At 62.9% G+C, this 18,426-nt stretch carries 16 protein-coding genes; 6 read left to right on the forward strand and 10 right to left on the reverse strand.

What is annotated here, in order from left to right; translation table 11 throughout:
- The first annotated feature begins 261 nt into the window (after positions 1-261).
- The gene (locus E6B08_RS28970; protein ID WP_136917107.1) at positions 262-717 is read left to right on the forward strand and encodes an REP-associated tyrosine transposase; all 456 of its coding nucleotides are present in this window, start codon (positions 262-264) and stop codon (positions 715-717) included.
- 88 nt (positions 718-805) lie between these two features.
- Here E6B08_RS28970 and E6B08_RS28975 read toward each other — a convergent pair whose 3' ends face one another.
- From E6B08_RS28975 to E6B08_RS29005, 7 genes are all read right to left on the reverse strand, one after another.
- A complete protein-coding gene (locus E6B08_RS28975) occupies positions 806-1,699 on the reverse strand; it encodes an ABC transporter permease subunit (protein WP_136917108.1) in 894 nt (297 codons plus the stop codon).
- On the reverse strand, positions 1,696-2,616 hold the full coding sequence (locus tag E6B08_RS28980; protein ID WP_136917109.1) for an ABC transporter permease subunit: 921 nt from the start codon (positions 2,614-2,616) through the stop codon (positions 1,696-1,698). Before E6B08_RS28980 ends, E6B08_RS28975 begins: the two co-directional genes overlap by 4 nt.
- A complete protein-coding gene (gene potA, locus E6B08_RS28985; RefSeq protein ID WP_136917110.1) occupies positions 2,613-3,755 on the reverse strand; it encodes a polyamine ABC transporter ATP-binding protein in 1,143 nt (380 codons plus the stop codon). Before potA ends, E6B08_RS28980 begins: the two co-directional genes overlap by 4 nt.
- 70 nt (positions 3,756-3,825) lie before the next feature.
- Positions 3,826-4,920, reverse strand: coding sequence for a polyamine ABC transporter substrate-binding protein (locus tag E6B08_RS28990; RefSeq protein ID WP_136917111.1), 1,095 nt, complete (start codon positions 4,918-4,920; stop codon positions 3,826-3,828).
- A gap of 175 nt (positions 4,921-5,095) precedes the next feature.
- Entirely contained in the window at positions 5,096-6,193 is a 1,098-nt protein-coding gene (locus E6B08_RS28995; protein ID WP_136917112.1) for a polyamine ABC transporter substrate-binding protein, read from the reverse strand.
- A gap of 169 nt (positions 6,194-6,362) precedes the next feature.
- Complete coding sequence (locus tag E6B08_RS29000) at positions 6,363-7,724, reverse strand: aspartate aminotransferase family protein (RefSeq protein ID WP_136917113.1); 1,362 nt, start codon at positions 7,722-7,724, stop codon at positions 6,363-6,365.
- A 48-nt stretch (positions 7,725-7,772) separates the two neighbouring features.
- The gene (locus E6B08_RS29005) at positions 7,773-9,131 is read right to left on the reverse strand and encodes a glutamine synthetase family protein (RefSeq protein ID WP_133325250.1); all 1,359 of its coding nucleotides are present in this window, start codon (positions 9,129-9,131) and stop codon (positions 7,773-7,775) included.
- A gap of 573 nt (positions 9,132-9,704) precedes the next feature.
- On the opposite strand from E6B08_RS29005, the gene E6B08_RS29015 reads away from it, so the two are divergent.
- A complete protein-coding gene (locus E6B08_RS29015; RefSeq protein ID WP_136917114.1) occupies positions 9,705-11,081 on the forward strand; it encodes a glutamine synthetase family protein in 1,377 nt (458 codons plus the stop codon).
- Between the two features lie 133 nt (positions 11,082-11,214).
- On the opposite strand, the gene argA is transcribed toward E6B08_RS29015, so the two are convergent.
- Both argA and argE read right to left on the reverse strand, forming a co-directional pair.
- Complete coding sequence (argA, locus tag E6B08_RS29020; protein WP_136917115.1) at positions 11,215-12,513, reverse strand: amino-acid N-acetyltransferase; 1,299 nt, start codon at positions 12,511-12,513, stop codon at positions 11,215-11,217.
- Positions 12,514-12,638: 125 nt separating this feature from the next.
- Positions 12,639-13,781, reverse strand: coding sequence for an acetylornithine deacetylase (gene argE, locus E6B08_RS29025; protein WP_136917116.1), 1,143 nt, complete (start codon positions 13,779-13,781; stop codon positions 12,639-12,641).
- A gap of 144 nt (positions 13,782-13,925) precedes the next feature.
- Between argE and E6B08_RS29030 the strand changes: the two genes are divergently transcribed.
- The gene (locus E6B08_RS29030; RefSeq protein ID WP_136917117.1) at positions 13,926-15,293 is read left to right on the forward strand and encodes an inorganic triphosphatase; all 1,368 of its coding nucleotides are present in this window, start codon (positions 13,926-13,928) and stop codon (positions 15,291-15,293) included.
- A 5-nt stretch (positions 15,294-15,298) separates the two neighbouring features.
- On the opposite strand, the gene E6B08_RS29035 is transcribed toward E6B08_RS29030, so the two are convergent.
- A complete protein-coding gene (locus E6B08_RS29035; RefSeq protein ID WP_136917118.1) occupies positions 15,299-15,769 on the reverse strand; it encodes an Lrp/AsnC family transcriptional regulator in 471 nt (156 codons plus the stop codon).
- 126 nt (positions 15,770-15,895) lie between these two features.
- Between E6B08_RS29035 and E6B08_RS29040 the strand changes: the two genes are divergently transcribed.
- The 3 genes from E6B08_RS29040 (at position 15,896) to E6B08_RS29050 (ending at position 18,398) form a co-directional block, all read left to right on the forward strand.
- Positions 15,896-16,213, forward strand: a complete 318-nt coding sequence (locus tag E6B08_RS29040; RefSeq protein ID WP_136917119.1) for a hypothetical protein — start codon at positions 15,896-15,898, stop codon at positions 16,211-16,213.
- A gap of 96 nt (positions 16,214-16,309) precedes the next feature.
- Positions 16,310-17,995 carry a GspE/PulE family protein gene (locus E6B08_RS29045; protein WP_136917120.1) on the forward strand — a complete coding sequence of 562 codons (1,686 nt, stop codon included), beginning with the start codon at positions 16,310-16,312 and terminating at the stop codon, positions 17,993-17,995.
- Positions 17,996-18,083: 88 nt separating this feature from the next.
- On the forward strand, positions 18,084-18,398 hold the full coding sequence (locus E6B08_RS29050) for a DUF2388 domain-containing protein (RefSeq protein ID WP_136917121.1): 315 nt from the start codon (positions 18,084-18,086) through the stop codon (positions 18,396-18,398).
- Positions 18,399-18,426 lie beyond the last annotated feature (28 nt).

Raw genomic sequence — 18,426 nt, forward strand, 5'->3', positions numbered from 1 at the left:
AACATCACTTGGACTGAATCGGTAAAGGCGGTGGGGTGGTGCAGGTCCCCCAGGCATGAGGTGTGGCTGCTGGCCCTTTCGCGGGTAAACCCGCTCCTACAGGATCACCACTGTCTTGGAAAACAACACTGTTCCTGTAGGAGCGGGTTTACCCGCGAAGAGGCCGGCAAAGCCGCAGCCATATCCAGAAACCAAACCACACGCCACTAAGCCAACGCGACCGCTAGCCTTGCGACACCTATCCTTCCCGAGTAAACCCGAATGCCTCGCTACCATGCTCATCTGCTTCGCCGTGGTCGCTACTCGGAGCCCGGCAGGCCATATCTGCTGACCACCGTGACCCAAAACCGCCAACCGCTGTTCCATGATTTTCACCTGGCACGCTTGGTCATTCATCAACTGCAGTTATCGGTGCAAGAAGGGACCTGTCAGTCACTCGCCTGGGTACTGATGCCCGACCATCTACATTGGCTCGTCGAGCTCAAGGACGCCTCGCTGGCCACGCTGATGCGCAAGTTCAAGTCGCGCTCCAGCCTTGCTCTGCATCGGGCCGGGGTAGCGCATGAGCGTATCTGGCAACCCGGCTACCAGGACCGCGCTCTAAGGCGCGAGGAGAGTATCCGGCACATAGCCAGGTACATAGTCGCCAATCCCCTGAGGGCGGGGTTGGTGAGGAGTGTCAGGGAGTATCCGCATTGGGATGCGGTATGGCTGTAGAACGGTGGTGAGGCATTCGCGGGTGAACCCGCTCCTACAGGGATCAGTGGTAGACCTGTAGGAGCGGGTTTACCCGCGAATGGGCCGGTCAGGCCGAAGCTGCTGCCTGGACCGGGCGCTTGACCTGCGGCTGCGAGGCGTTGGCGGCGGCGCCTTCCTCGATGGCCTGCTGGATGGCCTTGCGACGGCGCTCTTCGGCCTGGCGGCTGAAGTACCAGACCAGGAAGGTCACCAACGACACCGATAGCAGGATCAGGCTGGCCACGGCGTTGATCTCGGGCTTCACGCCCAGGCGCACAGCCGAGAACACCTCCATCGGCAGCGTGGTCGAACCCGGGCCGGACACGAAGCTCGCCAATACCAAGTCATCCAGCGACAGGGCGAACGACATCATGCCACCAGCAGCCAGCGACGGCGCGATCATCGGGATGGTGATCAGGAAGAACACCTTCCACGGTTTGGCACCCAGGTCCATGGCCGCTTCCTCGATCGACAGGTCCAGCTCACGCAGGCGCGCCGACACCACGACCGCCACGTAGGCCGCGCAGAACGTGGTGTGGGCGATCCAGATGGTGACGATGCCACGCTCCTGGGGCCAGCCGATCATCTGCGCCATGGCCACGAACAACAGCAGCAGCGAAAGACCGGTGATCACCTCGGGCATCACCAACGGCGCGGTGACCAGGCCACCGAACAGCGTGCGGCCCTTGAAGCGAGTGACCCGGGTCAGCACGAAGGCCGCCAGGGTACCCAGGGCCACCGCGGCCACCGCGGTGTAGCAGGCGATTTCCAGCGAACGCATCACCGAACCCATCAGCTGGGTGTTGTCGAGCAGGCCGACGTACCACTTCACCGACCAGCCACCCCACACCGTCACCAGCTTCGAGGCGTTGAACGAGTAGATCACCAGGATCAGCATCGGCAGGTAGATGAACAGCAAGCCGAGCACCAGCATCAGCTTGGAGAAACCGAAGCGCTTCATGCCCTGCCCTCCATCTCTTTGGCCTGGCTACGGTTGAACAGCAGGATCGGCACGATCAGGATCGCCAGCATCACCACCGCCAGGGCCGAGGCCACCGGCCAGTCACGGTTGTTGAAGAATTCCTGCCACAGCACCTTACCGATCATCAGGGTTTCCGGACCGCCCAGCAGCTCAGGAATCACGAACTCGCCCACCACCGGGATGAACACCAGCATGCAGCCGGCGATGATGCCGTTCTTGGACAGCGGCACGGTGATCTTCCAGAAGCTGTTGAACGTGCTCGAACCCAGGTCCGATGCTGCCTCGAGGAGGCTCGGGTCATGCTTCACCAGGTTGGCGAACAGCGGCAGGATCATGAACGGCAGGTACGAATAGACCACGCCGATATACACCGCGAGGTTGGTATTGAGGATCTGCAGCGGCTGGTCGATCAGCCCCGTCCACAGCAGGAAGCCATTGAGCAGCCCGTTATTGCTGAGGATGCCCATCCAGGCATAGACGCGGATCAGGATCGCGGTCCAGGTCGGCATCATGATCAGCAACAGCAGGACCGTCTGGGTCTCCTTCTTGGCATTGGCGATGGCATAGGCCATCGGGTAACCGATCAGCAGGCACAACAGGGTGCTGAAGAACGCCATCTTCAACGAACCCAGGTAGGCCGAGATGTAAAGTTCGTCCTCGGTCAGCAGCCCGTAGTTGGCCAGGTTCAACACCAGCTGGACCTTGTCCTCGACGTAACTGTAGATCTCGGTATACGGCGGGATCGCCACGTCGGCTTCGGCGAAGCTGATCTTCAACACGATGAAGAACGGCAGCATGAAGAACAGGAACAGCCAGATGAACGGCACGCCGATCACCACGTGCCGCCCCTGCGGGGTGATGCGCTGGAAGGCTCGCTTGAGCTTGCGCAGTTTCATGACCGCAGTACCACGCCGCTGTCGTCTTCCCACCACACGTACACTTCATCGCCCCAGGTCGGACGCGTGCCCTGGCGCTCGGCGTTGGCGACGAACGACTGGACGATCTTGCCGCTCGGCAGCTCGACGTAGAACACCGAGTGGCCGCCCAGATAGGCGATGTCGTGGACCTTGCCGCGCGACCAGTTGTGCTCGAACTCTGGCTGCTGGGTCGTGACCAGCATCTTCTCCGGGCGCAGTGCGTAGGTGATGTGCTTGTCCTCGACCGAGGTCGAGACGCCGTGGCCGACGTAGATCTTGCGCTCCAGTTCCGGCGAGGCGATGACCGCATACCCCTCGGCGTCGTCGATGACTTCGGCCTCAAACAGGTTGACGTTGCCGATGAACTCGCACACCAGGCGACTGGTCGGGGTCTCGTAGATGTCCACCGGCGAGCCGATCTGGGCGATCCAGCCCAGGTGCATGATGGCGATGCGCTGGGCCATGGTCATAGCCTCTTCCTGGTCGTGGGTCACCATCACGCAGGTCACGCCGACGCGCTCGATGATCTCCACCAGCTCGAGCTGCATCTGCGAACGCAGTTTCTTGTCCAGCGCGCCCATCGGCTCATCGAGCAGCAGCAGCTTCGGCCGCTTGGCCAGCGAACGCGCCAGCGCCACCCGCTGGCGCTGGCCACCGGACAGCTGGTGCGGCTTGCGCTTGGCGTACTGGGTCATGTGCACCAGCTTGAGCATCTCGGCGACACGCGCGTCGATCTCGGCCTTGGGCATCCTGTCCTGCTGCAGGCCGAAGGCGATGTTCTGCGCCACGGTCATGTGCGGGAACAGCGCGTAGGACTGGAACATCATGTTGATTGGCCGCTCGTAGGGCGGCATGTCGGTGATGTCTACGCCATCGAGGAAGATCCGCCCCTCGGTCGGACGCTCGAAGCCCGCCAGCATGCGCAGCAGGGTCGACTTGCCGGAACCGGAGCCGCCCAGCAGGGCGAAGATCTCGCCTTTGCGGATCTCCAGGGACACATCGTCCACGGCGACCGTTTCGTCGAACTTTTTCGTGACCCGGTCGATCTTGACCAGCACCTGCTTGGGTTGCTGGCCACCCTCGAGGGCTTTCTTATAGGCACCGGAGGCAACTGCCATGAGTGAAACTCCCAACAAGATTTGTGTGCCCGCGCCTGTTTCGCAAGACCGGCGCGGGCCTGGATAGTTGTTACTTGCCCGACTTGACCTTGGTCCAGCTACGGGTCATCAGACGTTGCACCTTGGGGGGCAACTCGGCGTTGACGAACATCTTGTCCAGCACTTCCTGCGGCGGGTAGACCGCAGTGTCAGTTCTCACGTCCTGGTCCATCAGGTCGCCAGCCTTGGGGTTCGGGTTGGCATAACCGACATAGTCACTGACCTGGGCGATAACCTCAGGTTTCAGCAGGTAGTTGATGAGTGCATGGGCTTCCTTGACGTTCTTGGCGTCCTTGGGGATCGCCAGTACATCGAACCAGAGGTTGCCGCCTTCCTTGGGAATCGCGTAGGCCAGGTTGACGCCCTTCTTCGCTTCTTCAGCGCGGGACTTGGCCTGGAACACATCGCCGGAGAAGCCGGCAGCGACGCAAATGTCGCCGTTGGCAAGGTCGGTGATGTATTTCGAAGAGTGGAAATAGGTGACATAAGGACGTACCGCCAGCAGCTTCTGCTCGGCCTTTTTATAGTCCTTGGGGTCGGTGCTGTTGGGGTTCAGGCCCATGTACTGCAGCACCGCCGGCAGCATCTCGTCAGCCGAGTCGAGGAAGGCCACGCCACATTTGGAGAGCTTCTTCATGTTCTCGGGCTCGAACAGCACTGCCCACGAATCGATGGTATCGACGCCTAACACGGCCTTGACCTTGTCGACGTTGTAGCCGATGCCGTTGGTGCCCCACAGGTAAGGCACGGCATACTGGTTGCCCGGATCGTTCTTCTCGAGGCGCTTCATCAACGCCGGATCCAGGTTGGAATAATTGGGCAGCAGGTTCCGGTCGAGCTTCTGGAACGCGCCCGCCTTGATCTGCTTGCCGAGGAAATGGTTTGACGGCACGACCACGTCGTAGCCGGTGTTGCCGGCCAACAGTTTGCCTTCCAGGGTTTCGTTGGAATCGAAAACGTCCTGCACGGGCTTGATGCCGGTGGCTTTCTCGAAGTCCGCGAGCGTGGTCGGCCCGATGTAGTCGGACCAGTTGTACAGGTGCACCGTTGGCGCCGCTTGGACGCTGCAAGCCAGCGTCAGGCCCGCTCCAGCCATCAAGGCCTTGCGCAATACAGAAATAGACAAGTGGGTGGTCCTCACAATCAGTGCCTTCGGTGGCGGCATGCTTACAGGCCTGCACGCAACCGCATACGCAAAACCGGCGCGCAACTTACCTTCGCAGCTTCGATGCCGCAATCATGAATTGCCATAAACTGCCTCCGGGCCGGAAACCCCCGGCCCAGAGGGCACCGCTACGGGCTTACTTGCCCGACTTGATCTTGGTCCAACTGCGGGTGATGACGCGCTGGGCGGCTTGCTCAGGCGCGGCGATCGCGTACAGCTGTTTCTTCACGTCAGCTGGCGGATAGATGCTTGGGTCGCTGGTGATTTCCTTGTCCACGAACTGGGTGGCGGCAGCGTTGCCGTTCGGGAAGCGCACGGCGTTGGTGATCTCGGCCATGATTTCCGGCTGCATCAGGAAGTCCATGAACTTGTAGGCGGCTTCCTTGTGCTCGGCATCCTTGGGAATGGCGACCATGTCGTAGAAGGTACCGGCACCTTCTTTCGGAATGACGTAGTCGACCTTGACCTTGTCGCCGGCTTCGTGGGCACGGGCCTTGGACTGCTCCAGGTCACCCGAGTAGCCGACCGCTACGCAGATGTTGCCGTTGGCCATGTCGCCAATGTACTTGGACGAGTGGAAGTAGGTGATCGAAGGCCGAATTTTCAGGAACAGGTCCTCGGCGGCTTTCAGGTCTTCCTTCTTGGTGCTGTTGCTCGGCAGGCCCAGGTAGTGCAGCGCCGCCGGCAGCATCTCGGTCGGGGCATCGAGGAAGCTCACGCCGCAGCTCTTGAGCTTGGCGATGTTCTCGGGCTTGAACACGGCATCCCACGAGTCGATGTGGTCGACGCCCAGCGCGGCCTTGACCTTCTCGGGGTTGTAGCCGATGCCGATGGAGCCCCACATGTAGGGGAAGGCGTACTTGTTGCCCGGGTCGCTGGCATCACCCACGGCCTTGAGCAGGTCCTCGTCGAGGTTCTTCCAGTTGGGCAGCTTGGAGCGGTCCAGCTCCTCGTACACGCCGGCCTTGATCTGCTTGGCCAGGAAGTTGTTGGACGGCACCACGATGTCATAGCCGGACTTGCCGGCCAGAAGCTTGGCTTCGAGGGTTTCGTTGCTGTCGAAGACGTCGTACTTGACCTTGATACCAGTCTGCTTCTCGAACTTGGCGATGGTGTCCGGGGCGATGTAGTCCGACCAGTTGTAGACGTTCAGCACCTTGTCCTCAGCCTGCACAGCGGTCGCCATGGCACCCATCAGGGCGGCGGCCAGCAACGTCTTGCCCAATTTCTTCATGCGTAATGCTCCAGAATTTTTTGTTTAGCCATCTGTTCAGCGGCCAGGTCCCACGGTGCAAGCGCTGGGCGACTGAAACAGTCGCTAGTCTGGCAAGTTACAAGGCGCTGTTTCAAGAAAAGCAGCCCCTTGTAACGACTTAATGTCACATTGCTAGCCTAGCAGCTGATCATTTGATCGCTTCCAGGGTCAGGTCCAGGCATTTGCGTGCCTTTTCCACCAGTTCGTCGACCTCCTCATGGCTGATCACCAGCGGCGGCGCGATGATCATGGTGTCGCCCACCGCGCGCATGATCAGGCCGTTGTCGAAGCAGAAGTTGCGGCACACCATGCCCACGCCCTTGCCCTCGTAACGGCTTCGAGTCGCCTTGTCCTTGACCAGTTCGATCGCACCGAGCAGGCCCAGGCCGCGTACCTCGCCCACCAGTGGGTGGTCCTGCAGCTCACGCAGACGTTTTTGCAAGTAGGGTGCCACTTCCGTGCGAGCCCGCTCGACGATCTTTTCGTCGCGCAGGATGCGCAGGTTTTCCAGGCCTACCGCGGCCGCGACCGGGTGACCGGAGTAGGTGAAACCATGATTGAAATCGCCGCCTTCGCTGAGCGTCTGGGCGACCTTGTCACGCACGATCACACCGCCCATGGGGATGTAACCGGAGGTAAGGCCCTTGGCGATGGTCATCAGGTCGGGTGCAAGGTCGTAGTAGTCGGAGCCGAACCACTCGCCGGTACGGCCGAAGCCGCAGATCACCTCGTCGGCGACGAACAGGATGTCGTACTTGGCGAGGATCTCCTTGATCTTCGGCCAGTAGGTATCGGGCGCAATGATCACGCCGCCGGCGCCCTGGATCGGCTCGGCGATGAAGGCGGCGACGTTGTCCTCGCCGACTTCCAGAATCTTCTTCTCCAGCTGCTCGGCCGCCCACACGCCGAATGCATCCGGGGTCATGTCGCCGCCTTCGCCGAACCAGTACGGCTGCGGGATGTGCACGATGCCCGGGATCGGCAGGCCGCCCTGTTCGTGCATGCCGCTCATGCCGCCGAGGCTTGCGCCGGCGACGGTGGAGCCGTGGTAGCCGTTGATGCGGCCGATGATCGTCTGCTTGTGCGGCTTGCCCTTGAGCGCCCAGTAATGGCGAACCATGCGCAGCACGGTGTCGTTGCCTTCGGAGCCGGAGCCTGTGAAGAACACATGGGTCATGCCTTCGGGCGCCACCTCGGTGATCGCCTTGGCCAGTTCCAGCGCTGGCGGGTGGGCGGTCTGGAAGAACAGGTTGTAGTACGGCAGCTCGCGCATCTGCTTCTCGGCCGCCTGCACCAGTTCTTCACGGCCATAGCCCACCGCCACGCACCACAGGCCGGCCATGCCATCGAGGATCTTGTGCCCTTCGCTGTCCCACAAATGCACACCCTGCGCCTTGGTGATGATGCGCGGCCCCTTCTCCTTCAGCTGCTTGTAGTCAGAGAAGGGTGCAAGGTGGTGCTCGCCGCTCAGGGTTTGCCATTCACGGGTTTGCGGGTTGTTGACGCTCATGTGCCTCTCCAGTTTCCAGCGGCCGCCGCCAGGCGGCCTCAGGGTTGATCAGACGGCGAACAGCAGGAACTCACGCTCCCAGGAGCTGATGACGCGCTTGAAGTTCTCGTGCTCGGCGCGCTTGGTGGCGACGTAGCCGGTGATGAATTTCTTGCCCAGGTACTGCACCAGCGCGCGGCTGTTTTCCATGCGCTCGAGGGCGTCCTCGATGGTCAGCGGCAGGCGCAGGTTGCGCCGCTCGTAGCCACGGCCCTGCACCGGCGCGCTGGCGGCGATGCCTTCGACCATGCCGATGTAGCCACACAGCAGGCTCGCGGCGATGGCCAGGTAGGGGTTGGCGTCGGCGCCCGGCAGGCGGTTTTCCACCCGGCGGCTCTGTGGGCCGGCATCCGGCACGCGCAGGCCGACGGTGCGGTTTTCCTCGCCCCACTCGACGTTCACCGGTGCCGAGGTGTCGGGCAGGAAGCGGCGGAACGAGTTGACGTTGGGCGCGAACAGCGGCAGCGCCTCGGGGATGAACTTCTGCAGGCCACCGATGTGATGCAGGAACAGCTCGCTCATGCTGCCATCTTCATTACTGAAGATGTTCTTGCCGGTGGCCACGTCGACCACGCTCTGGTGCAGGTGCATGGCACTGCCCGGCTCGCCGGTCATCGGCTTGGCCATGAAGGTGGCGGCCACGTTGTGCTTGAGCGCGGCCTCGCGCATGGTGCGCTTGAACACCAGGATCTGGTCGGCCAGGTGCAGGGCGTCGCCGTGACGGAAGTTGATTTCCATCTGCGCCGTGCCGTCTTCGTGGATCAGCGTGTCGAGGTCCAGTTGCTGCAGTTCGCACCAGTCATAGACGTCCTCGAACAACGGATCGAATTCGTTGGCCGCTTCGATGGAGAACGACTGGCGGCCGGTTTCCGGGCGCCCGGAGCGGCCCACCGGCGGCTGCAGCGGGAAGTCCGGGTCCTCGCTGCGCTTGGTCAGGTAGAACTCCATCTCCGGCGCGACGATTGGCTGCCAGCCCTTGTCGGCGTATAGCTTGAGGACCTTTTTCAAGACGTTGCGCGGCGACAGTTCGACCGGGTTGCCCTTCTTGTCGTAGGTGTCGTGAATCACCTGGGCGGTCGGCTCGATGGCCCAGGGCACCAGGAACACCGCGTCCTCGTCGGGACGGCAGATCATGTCGATGTCGGCCGGATCGAGCAGTTCGTAGTAGATGTCGTCGTCGACATAGTCGCCGGTCACGGTCTGCAGCAGCACGCTCTCGGGCAGGCGCATGCCTTTTTCGGCGATGAACTTGTTGGTGGGCGAGATCTTGCCGCGGGTGATGCCGGTCAGGTCGCTGATCAGGCATTCGACTTCGGTGATCTTGTGCTCTTTCAACCAATCGGTGAGCTGGTCGAGGTTGTTACTCATAAATACCTCAGGAGGTAAGGTGGTCCGCGCGTTGATTCTGGATGGAGTACATTGCTAAAGCAAAAACCCCCGCGCAGGAGCACAGTGGATACACTGAGAACAGCGTACCTCGGATGAGCAGATTGGGCAGAAAGAGGTTGGAGCGTGCGAAGGGTCACGTCGACGTGAGGCGTGAAGGCCATTTCCGTCAATTATTGCGGCCAGCGTAGGTAGAGCACCCCGGAGGCGGGCAAGGACGGCGAATTCACCCGACCGCACTGCGCATGCAGCGCTTTCAGGTCGCAAAAAGCGGACCATGTGACCCTCGTATTATTGTGTTCTGGGTTGTGACCGAGCTTAGCCTTGTTCATTTTTTTACACAACACCTCCGTAAAAAATAAAACACGGGCTGTCGGAGATAGCCCTTCAAGGGTGAAATAGCGGATAATGGCACGCCCCGATATGCAGCAAATCTGCCGTCGATGTGCCATTTCAGGGCATCATGGGGTCGGCTTGACATCAGTATGTCTTTTCGATTGACTGGACCTGCAAGCCCCCCTTGATTGATATTTTTAACAACAAAGGTGTTGCATCATGTCGGTACCCCCGCGTGCCGTTCAGCTTAACGAAGCGAACGCGTTCCTTAAGGAACATCCTGAGGTTCTCTACGTTGACCTTCTGATTGCAGATATGAATGGTGTGGTGCGTGGCAAGCGCATAGAGCGCACCAGCCTCCACAAGGTTTACGAGAAAGGCATCAACCTGCCTGCCTCCCTGTTTGCCCTGGACATCAACGGTTCCACCGTCGAAAGTACCGGGTTGGGCCTGGATATCGGCGATGCCGACCGCATCTGCTATCCAATCCCGGACACACTCTCCAACGAACCCTGGCAGAAGCGCCCTACCGCCCAGCTGCTGATGACCATGCACGAGCTCGAAGGCGAGCCGTTCTTCGCCGACCCGCGCGAGGTGCTGCGTCAGGTCGTCAGCAAATTCACCGAAATGGGCCTGACCATCTGCGCCGCGTTCGAGCTGGAGTTCTACCTGATCGATCAGGAGAACGTGAACGGCCGCCCGCAACCGCCACGCTCGCCGATTTCCGGCAAGCGCCCGCAATCGACCCAGGTCTACCTGATCGACGACCTCGACGAATACGCCGACTGCCTCCAGGACATCCTCGAAGGTGCCAAGGAGCAAGGCATTCCGGCCGATGCCATCGTCAAGGAAAGCGCCCCAGCGCAGTTCGAAGTCAACCTGCACCACGTCGCCGACCCGCTCAAGGCCTGTGACTACGCGGTGCTGCTCAAGCGCCTGATCAAGAACATCGCCTACGACCATGAAATGGACACCACCTTCATGGCCAAGCCCTATCCGGGGCAAGCAGGCAACGGCCTGCACGTTCACATTTCCGTGCTGGACAAAGATGGCAACAACATCTTCACCAGCGAGGATCCCGAGCAGAACGCCGCGCTACGTCACGCTATCGGCGGTGTGCTCGAGACCCTGCCCGCGTCCATGGCGTTCCTCTGCCCGAACGTCAACTCGTACCGCCGCTTCGGCGCTCAGTTCTACGTTCCGAACGCGCCGAGCTGGGGCCTGGACAACCGTACCGTGGCGCTGCGCGTCCCGACCGGTTCGCCCGACGCCGTGCGCATCGAGCACCGCGTGGCCGGTGCCGACGCCAACCCTTACCTGTTGATGGCCGCGGTACTGGCTGGCGTACACCATGGCTTGACCAACAAGGTCGAGCCGGGCGAGCCGATCGAAGGCAACTCGTACGAGCAGTTGGAGCAGAGTCTGCCGAACAACCTGCGCGATGCCCTGCGCGAGCTGGACGACAGCGAGATCCTCAACAAGTACATCGATCCGAAGTACATCGACATTTTCGTCGCGTGCAAGGAGAGCGAGCTGGAAGAGTTCGAGCACTCGATCTCCGACCTCGAATACAACTGGTACCTGCATACCGTGTAAGCGATGTGGGAGCGGCCTTGTGTCGCGAAAGGGCTGCGCAGCAGCCCCAGGGATCAGCCCCCGGTGCTGGCCTTGGGGCCGCTGCGCGGCCCTTTCGCGACACAAGGCCGCTCCCACAGAGGCCGCCGCTGGCTTACAGGGACTTCTCGAAAATCTTCGAATTACGCTGGTAGTTGTACAGCGAAGCCCGCGCCGACGGCAGCCGCTCGACGCCGCTGGGCGCAAAGCCACGTTCGCGGAACCAGTGCGCCGTGCGCGTGGTAAGGACGAACAGGGTATTCAAGCCCAACTGCCGAGCCCGGCTCTCGATCCGTTCGAGCAGCTCGTCGCCGCGCCCGCCGTGACGATACTCCGGGTTCACCGCCAGGCACGCCAGCTCGCCGGCCTCGGAATCGGCGATCGGGTACAGCGCCGCACAGGCGATGATCATGCCCTCGCGCTCGACCACGCTGAACTGCTCGATCTCCCGCTCAAGCACCTCACGCGAACGCCGCACCAGGATGCCCTGCTCTTCCAGCGGGCTGATCAGCTCCAGCAGGCCGCCGACATCGTCGATGGTCGCCTCGCGCACCACCTCGAACTGCTCCTGAGACACCAGGGTACCGCCACCGCCACGGGTGAACAGCTCGGTCAGCAGCGCGCCATCCTCGGCGTAGCTGACGATATGACTGCGCGGCACCCCGCCCTTGCACGCCTCGGCGGCGGCATCGAGCAGCTCGCCCTGATAATCGCTGCCAAGGCGCGCCAGGTGCGGCGCGACCTGTTGAGGACGCAGCTCGCGCACCAGGTTGCCTTTTTCGTCGAGCAAGCCAGGCTCGGCACCGAACAGCAGCAATTTGTCGGCGCCCAGCTCGATCGCCGCACGGGTGGCGACGTCTTCGCAGGCCAGGTTGAAGATCTCGCCGGTCGGCGAGTAGCCCAGCGGCGACAGCAGCACGATGGACCGTTCGTCGAGCAGGCGGCCGATGCCCTTGCGGTCGATCCGCCGGACCTCGCCGGTGTGGTGGTAATCGACGCCTTCGACCACGCCGATCGGCCGCGCAGTGACCAGGTTGCCGCTGGCCACGCGCAGGCGCGAACCCTGCATCGGCGAAGCCGCGATGTCCATCGACAGGCGCGCCTCGATGGCCAGGCGCAGCGCACCGACCGCGTCGATCACGCAATCGAGGGTAGCCGCGTCGGTGATGCGCAGGCCCCGATGGTAGTGCGGGCTCAGGCCGCGAGCGGCCAGGCGGCTCTCGATCTGTGGGCGCGAGCCATGCACCAGTACCAGCCGCACGCCAAGGCTGTGCAGCAGGACCAGGTCATGGACGATATTGCCGAAATTGGGATGCTCCACCCCATCGCCGGGGAGCATGACCACGAAGGTGCAGTCGCGATGGGCATTGATGTACGGAGAGGCATGACGCAGCCAGTTGACGTATTCGGGCATGACAGGGCCTGTGGATAAAGTGGACGGAGAACGGTGATTCACACGGCGTTCAGGATCATCGTCGGAACAGGCTTGCGGTCACGCGTGGTCTCCTCTAGACAAATACGAAACAACTCGATGGACGTTTACTGCAGGCAATAGTGCCTGATCAAGTCACGCAATAGACGCACGGTAGGCTCGATACGTGACATTTCAAGGTACTCGCCCGGTTGGTGGGCACAGGCGATGTCGCCAGGGCCCAGTACCAGGGTCTCGCAACCCAGTTGCTGAAGATAAGGCGCTTCGGTGCCGAATGCCACCGCTTCGGCGCGATGCCCGGTCAGCCGCTCGGCCACCTGCACCAGTTCGGCGTCAGCCTGCTGCTCGAACGGCGGTACCGCCGGGAACAGCGGCGCATAGTCGATGCGCACCTCATGGCGCTCGGCCAATGGCCGGAGTTTTTCGCCGATGGCAGCGCGCAACTGCTCGACATCCATGCCCGGCAGCGGGCGCAGATCGAACTCCAGGGCGCACTGCCCGCAGATGCGGTTGGGGTTGTCGCCACCGTGGATGCAGCCGAAATTCATGGTCGGCGTGGGCACGGTGAATTGCGGGTTGCGGTAGCTTTCCTGCCACTGCCGACGCAGGCCCATCAGCTCGCCCATCACCGCGTGCATGGCCTCCAGGGCGCTGTGGCCCAGGCTCGGGTCGGAGGAATGACCGCTGCGCCCGAGGATGTCGATACGGTCCATGAGGATGCCTTTGTGCATGCGGATCGGCCGCAGGCCCGTGGGCTCGCCGATCACCGCCGCGCGACCGAGCGGGCGGCCTGCCTCGGCCAGGGCGCGGGCACCGGACATGGAGCTTTCTTCGTCGCAGGTGGCGAGGATCAGCAGCGGCTGTTTGAAGTCATGCTCGAGCAACGGCAGCACGGCTTCGATGATCAGCGCGAAGAAGCCCTTCATGTCGCAGCTGCCCAGGCCCACCCAGCGACCATCGGTCTCGGTCAGCTTGAGTGGATCGCTGGCCCACAGTTGCTCGTCGTAGGGCACGGTGTCGCTGTGGCCGGCCAGCACCAGGCCACCTGGGCCGGTACCGCGGCTGGCCAACAGGTTGAACTTGCCTGGGCTGACCTGCTGGATGTCGCAACTGAAGCCCAGGTCGCCGAGCCAGCCGGCCAACAGGTCGATGACCTGGCGGTTGGACTGGTCCAGGGATGGCTGGGTACAACTGACCGAGGGCGCGGCAATCAATGCGGCAAACTGGTCTTTCAGTGTCGGCAACGGCATGCGCGTACTCCTCGGAAAGCGTTGCCCATCATAGCAACGCCGTGCTCTGGCAGGGCAACCCCCTTGAACCGACCACCACAACCCGGCAGCCCACTGCCGACTCCTGTAGACTCTGCACCATCACGCCCTTCCTTCGAGCCTGCGATGCACAAAGAAACCGAACTCAAGCTCCGCGCCAGCCGCGAGACCCTCGCCGCCCTGCGCGAGCACCCCCTGCTGAAGAAGCGCAACAAGTCAGGCTGGCAGACCCGCGAACTGCTCAACCAGTACTTCGACACCCCCGAACGCGACCTCAGCGCCGCTCGCGTCGCCCTGCGCCTGCGCCGCGACGGCGAGGTCATCATCCAGACCCTCAAGTGCCGTGGCCAGAGCGTCGCCGGCCTGTCCGAGCGCAACGAATTCGAATGGCAGCTGGACAAGGTCAAGCTGGACCTGAAAAAACTCGACGCCACCTGCTGGCCCGAGCAACTGGCCGGGCTCGACAAGAAGACCATCAAGCCGCTGTTCACCACCGACTTCACCCGCGAATACGCCGAGATCGCCTGGGGCCGTGGCAAGAGCAAGGTGGTGATCGAGGCCGCCCTGGACCAGGGCTTCGTGATCGCCGGCAAGCGCAAGGAAGAAATCTGCGAACTGGAGCTGGAGCTGCGGGAAGGCGCACCCGAGGCGCTGCTCGAGCTGGCCTCGGAGCTGGCCGCAAGCCTGCCGCTGATGCCATGCGACATCAGCAAGGCCGAGCGCGGTTACCGCCTGCTCGACCCCGACAGCTACGACCTGGGCCTGCCCGGCACCGAGCTGGACGCGGAAATGGCCCTGGACGACGCCTTCGCCGCGCTCGCCTGGCAGTTGCTGGGCAGCAGCCAGCGCCTGGCCGAGCAGTACCGCCACAATGGCCACTGGCGCCTGCTGCAGGACTGGGTGCAGTGCCTGGCCGAACTGCGCGCGCTGGTCGCCAGCATGGGCCAGGCGGCGCCGCGCGCGACCACCCGCGAACTGCGCGCCAGTCTCGACGCGCTGCTCGAAGACTGGCGCCCGCTGGTGCTGGCCGGCAATGACGACGAAGACATCCGTCGTGTCGCGCCGGAGCAGTTCAGCGAAGAGCTCGAAGACGTGCGCTGGGGCCAGTTCTCCCTGGGCACCTCGCGCTGGCTGCTGGCCCGTGGCTGGACCGCGGAGCGCAAGGGCCGGGGCGAACGCCAGGGCAAGGCGCAGCTGGCCAGCTGGGTCGCGCACCTGCTGGGCGAGGAAGGCCGTGCCTTGAAACTGCCGCTGTACACCCAGCGCCCCGAAGACCTGGCCGAGCAGTTGCCACGTATCAAACAGCTGCTGGCCTGGTTGCACCACGCCCGCCAGGTGCTCGACGCACCGCAGATGGACCGCCTGTATGGCGACCTCAAGAAGCTGCATGAGCTGGCCGAGCAACCGTTGAGCGACGAGCTGCTGGAAGCGCGTATCGAGCAGGCCCGTGCCGTCGATCAGAGCCGCGGCTGGAAGCATCTGCTCAAGGGCTGATGGGCCTAGCGCGATAGCGGCAGACTGGTGGTGGACTTGATCTCGGATAACGCCACGATCGAGTTCACCTCCTGTATCCCCGGCACGTTCGATAGCTTTTCGAAGAAGAAGCGCTCATACGCCTCGATATCCGACGTGACGATGCGCAGCAGGAAATCCACCGACCCCATCAGCACATAACACTCCAACACCTCGGGAAAGCCGCGAATCGCATCGGTGAACTCGGTGAAATTGGAGCGCCCGTGGGCGTTGAGCTTCACCTCGGCGAAAATCTGCGTGTTCAGGCCGACCTTCTTGCGGTCGAGCAAGGTCACCTGGCCACGGATCACCCCCTCCTCCTTCAAGCGCTGGATGCGTCGCCAGCACGGCGACTGCGACAGCCCCACACGCTCGGCAATCTGTGCACTGGACAGCGAAGCATCCTCCTGCAGCAGTTCCAGGATACGTCGGTCATAGGCATCCAGTTCGCCTTGCATAGATAATTCTCCAGGACATTTTTAAACGAATTGTTCAATTCGTCATGTAGGGATTTTGATCGAATCATAGCGAAAAAATACCCCGCCCAACGTGCAAGAATTTCTCCCACATTCGCGGAGACCAGCATGAACGCACTCGAACGCCCCTCGCCCCGCACCGATGCCTGGGCCGCCTCGGCCAGCCACAGCACGGTCTACTACCGCTTGCAGGCCGAAGCCGAGCCCGACACCCTGTGCCGCGTGCTCAACCTGTTCGCCCTGCAATTTCTGACGCCATACAGCGTGCAGGTCAGCCAGCAGGACGACCTGCTGGACATCGAAATCGGCATTGGCGGGCTCAGTTGGCATCGGGCGCAGGTAATTGCGCAAAAAATGCGCAATCTGGTGTGCGTGTGCGAAGTCAGCCTGGACAACCTGGCACGCGTGGAACTGGCCGCCGTCTGAAGCCTCCGGCAACGCCCGGAAACGCTTTCGGCGCTGCGCACTCGGCATCGCCGGCTAGCCTTGAGCAGGACCCCGCTACCTGGCACGGATGCCGAAATGAACAACCCCCACACCCATGCACTCGACCTGCGTCGCGTGCTCGACGCCCTGCTGGCCGACCGACGACTCGATGCCGGTGACACGCTGCAGGTACTGGAACACGCCGCCGACCGGGCCACCGTTCACCCGCTGGAAGCCATTGCCGCCGTTGGCCTGGAAGACCGCCGACAGCCCGGCCAGCCTCTGGACCTGGAGCGCCTCTGCCAATGGCTGGCGAGCAAGGTTGGCCAACCCTACCTGCGCATCGACCCGCTGCGCCTGGACCTAGCCCTGGTCGGTGGCCTGATGTCACCAGCATTCGCCCAACGCCATGGCATTCTCGCCGTTGCCACCGACGCCGAAGGCGTCACCATCGCCAGCGCGCAGCCCTACCAGGACGATTGGCAGGCCGACCTTTCGCGCAGCCTCGGCAAGCCGATCCGCCGGGTCCTGGCAAGCCCGGTACAACTGCGCGAACTGGCGCAATCGCTGCTGCGCCTGGCTCACTCGGTGCAAGGTGCCCAGCACCAGCAACCGACCGGTCTGGGCGAACTGGAACAACTGCTGGAGCTGGGCAGGCGCCAGGCCGATGCCAGCGCCGACGATGCCCATATCGTGCACATCGTCGACTGGCTGCTGCAGTACGCCATCGATCAGCGCGCCAGCGATATCCACCTGGAGCCGCGCCGCGACCAAGGTCACCTGCGCTATCGCATCGACGGGCTGCTGCACACGGTTTACCGGTTTCCGGCCAGCGTCACCCTGGCCCTGATCAGCCGCCTCAAGCACCTGGCACGTATGGACGTGGCGGAAAAACGCAGGCCGCAGGATGGCCGGGTGAAGAGCCGCCTGCCCGGCGGCGGCGAAGTCGAACTGCGCCTGTCCAGCCTGCCCATGCCCTTTGGCGAAAAGCTCGTGCTGCGCCTGTTCGATGCCCGACAACCCCTGCAGGGGTTCACCCAGCTGGGGCTCGAAGGCGCGCAACTGGCGCAGTGGCAGGCGCTGCTGGCGCGGCGCCAGGGCATCATCCTGGTCACCGGCCCGACCGGCTCGGGCAAGACCAGCACGCTGTACACCAGCCTCCGGCAACTGGCCACCCCACAGGTCAACCTGTGCACCATCGAAGATCCCATCGAGCGCCTCGAACCGAGCTTCAACCAGATGCAGGTCCAGCCCGCCCTGGACCTCGGCTTCGCCAACGGCGTGCGCGCCCTGCTGCGCCAGGACCCGGACATCATCATGATCGGCGAAATTCGCGACCGTGAAACTGCCCAGGTCGCGGTGCAGGCAGCACTGACCGGGCACCTGGTGCTGTCGACGCTGCACACCCAGGATGCCTGCAGCGCGGTCATCCGCCTGCAGGAGCTGGGCGTTGCCGACTACCTGATCAAGGCCACGCTTGCTGGCGTCATGGCCCAGCGCCTGGTGCGCATGCTGTGCGCCAGCTGTCAGGGCTGCTCGGCCACGACCGACGGCCAGGCCTGCCGTGCTTGCCGTGGTACCGGGTTCCAGGGCCGCACTGGGCTGTTCGAAATACTCGTGGTGAGCGATGGGCTACGGGCGCTGCTCGGCCCAAGCACCGACCTCGCCGGTTTGCGCACGCAGGCCAGGGCCGAAGGGCTGGTCGACCTGCGTGCCTGCGGGGAAGCCAAGGTGGCCTGCGGGGCGACGTGCGAAAGCGAGGTCATGCGGGTCTGTGGGTGAGCAAAATTTCCTTGTGCACAAGGAACTTGGCTCAGGCCAATCTGACTAACCGGCACCCTATCGCCCTCATCCTCAGAGGTAATTCACCATGCGTCTCAAAACCCTCGTTGCAGCCGCCGCCCTGGCCTCCCTGCCACTTGGCTCCGCCGTTGCCGACACCTTTTGGCGCAATATCATGACATCCGGTGCAACCACCGCAACGTCCTACATCACCTCGCGCGATCACAAGCTGGTAATGGCAGCCCAGGACGATGCCGGCAGCTTCGTCGCCAGCGACGGTGAGATCCGCGGCCCGTTCCTCGAGGCTGCCATTCGCCAGGTGCGCGCCGAACAACCCGATCTGCAAGCCAGCGACATGGAACTGGCCAACGCCATCCTGGCCAAGAACGCACGAGCCGATTAAAAGCACCTGTGGGTGGGCTGCGCTGTCG

Origin of the sequence: Pseudomonas putida (genome assembly GCF_005080685.1) — a bacterium.
In the GTDB taxonomy this organism is placed as follows: Bacteria; Pseudomonadota; Gammaproteobacteria; order Pseudomonadales; family Pseudomonadaceae; genus Aquipseudomonas; species Aquipseudomonas putida_V.

What these genes read in the sequence shown, in the direction of transcription:
- E6B08_RS29030 (WP_136917117.1), top strand. Translation starts at nt 13,926, where the DNA reads ATGCACAAAGAAACCGAACTCAAGCTCCGCGCCAGCCGCGAGACCCTC.
- E6B08_RS29005 (WP_133325250.1), bottom strand. Translation starts at nt 9,131, where the DNA reads ATGAGTAACAACCTCGACCAGCTCACCGATTGGTTGAAAGAGCACAAG.
- E6B08_RS28980 (WP_136917109.1), bottom strand. Translation starts at nt 2,616, where the DNA reads ATGAAACTGCGCAAGCTCAAGCGAGCCTTCCAGCGCATCACCCCGCAG.
- E6B08_RS28970 (WP_136917107.1), top strand. Translation starts at nt 262, where the DNA reads ATGCCTCGCTACCATGCTCATCTGCTTCGCCGTGGTCGCTACTCGGAG.
- potA (WP_136917110.1), bottom strand. Translation starts at nt 3,755, where the DNA reads ATGGCAGTTGCCTCCGGTGCCTATAAGAAAGCCCTCGAGGGTGGCCAG.
- E6B08_RS29015 (WP_136917114.1), top strand. Translation starts at nt 9,705, where the DNA reads ATGTCGGTACCCCCGCGTGCCGTTCAGCTTAACGAAGCGAACGCGTTC.
- E6B08_RS29035 (WP_136917118.1), bottom strand. Translation starts at nt 15,769, where the DNA reads ATGCAAGGCGAACTGGATGCCTATGACCGACGTATCCTGGAACTGCTG.
- argE (WP_136917116.1), bottom strand. Translation starts at nt 13,781, where the DNA reads ATGCCGTTGCCGACACTGAAAGACCAGTTTGCCGCATTGATTGCCGCG.
- argA (WP_136917115.1), bottom strand. Translation starts at nt 12,513, where the DNA reads ATGCCCGAATACGTCAACTGGCTGCGTCATGCCTCTCCGTACATCAAT.
- E6B08_RS29050 (WP_136917121.1), top strand. Translation starts at nt 18,084, where the DNA reads ATGCGTCTCAAAACCCTCGTTGCAGCCGCCGCCCTGGCCTCCCTGCCA.
- E6B08_RS29045 (WP_136917120.1), top strand. Translation starts at nt 16,310, where the DNA reads ATGAACAACCCCCACACCCATGCACTCGACCTGCGTCGCGTGCTCGAC.
- E6B08_RS28995 (WP_136917112.1), bottom strand. Translation starts at nt 6,193, where the DNA reads ATGAAGAAATTGGGCAAGACGTTGCTGGCCGCCGCCCTGATGGGTGCC.
- E6B08_RS28975 (WP_136917108.1), bottom strand. Translation starts at nt 1,699, where the DNA reads ATGAAGCGCTTCGGTTTCTCCAAGCTGATGCTGGTGCTCGGCTTGCTG.
- E6B08_RS29040 (WP_136917119.1), top strand. Translation starts at nt 15,896, where the DNA reads ATGAACGCACTCGAACGCCCCTCGCCCCGCACCGATGCCTGGGCCGCC.
- E6B08_RS29000 (WP_136917113.1), bottom strand. Translation starts at nt 7,724, where the DNA reads ATGAGCGTCAACAACCCGCAAACCCGTGAATGGCAAACCCTGAGCGGC.